General features: G+C 42.5%; 1 rRNA gene. It reads left to right on the top strand.

Annotated elements, in window-relative coordinates:
* The first annotated feature begins 103 nt into the window (after positions 1-103).
* Positions 104-221, top strand: a 5S ribosomal RNA gene (rrf, locus tag DW819_RS03210).
* Positions 222-694 lie beyond the last annotated feature (473 nt).

The raw sequence follows: 694 nt of genomic DNA, 5'->3' as shown, positions 1-694 counted from the left end.
GTAGCCGTATCGGAAGGTGCGGCTGGATCACCTCCTTTCTAAGGAAACGAAGAAGTAAGAGTTTTAAACACTGTTGAATCTTTGATAAAAAGGTTCTAACATTTCCGGTGCCGATGCGCTTGTGGGAAACACCCGTTCCCATCCCGAACACGACGGTTAAGACGCAGGCGGCCGATGGTACTATGCTGGAGACGGCATGGGAGAGCAGGTGGGTGCCGGAATATCTATTAAAATCACTCACGAGAGTGTTTTATATAGAACGGACACATTTTAATGGGTGGAGATAAAGGCGAAGCCTGTGATGGATAAGACTGAGAAGAATGTGTTAACCTACTTCAGCAGGGTAGTGCTGTTCCATATAACTGGTTTTTACCAGTGATTAGAGAATTCAAGAATTTGAGTTTTCTAATGACTGATAAAAATGTCAGTCAGACATGTACCTTGAAAACTGCATATTGAATTAATCAAGATAAAATCTTTTAAAAGATAATATCAAGACATCCGAGGTGTTACATCGAAAGATGTAACCAAACAATAACTCGTTTTAAATAACGAACCTAAGACCAGCGATACAACGCTATGTATCGTAGATGAGTAGCCAGCACCCGCAGGCGAAAATCAATTGGTTAAGCTATAAAGAGCGCAGGGTGGATGCCTTGGCACTAAGAGCCGATGAAAGACGTGATAAGCTGCG

Origin of the sequence: Clostridium sp. AM33-3 (assembly GCF_003480315.1) — a bacterium.
Lineage (GTDB): Bacteria > Bacillota > Clostridia > Lachnospirales > Lachnospiraceae > Brotaphodocola.
The sequence above is the reverse complement of the archived record's forward strand: the minus strand, read 5'-3'. Positions and strand labels throughout refer to the sequence as shown.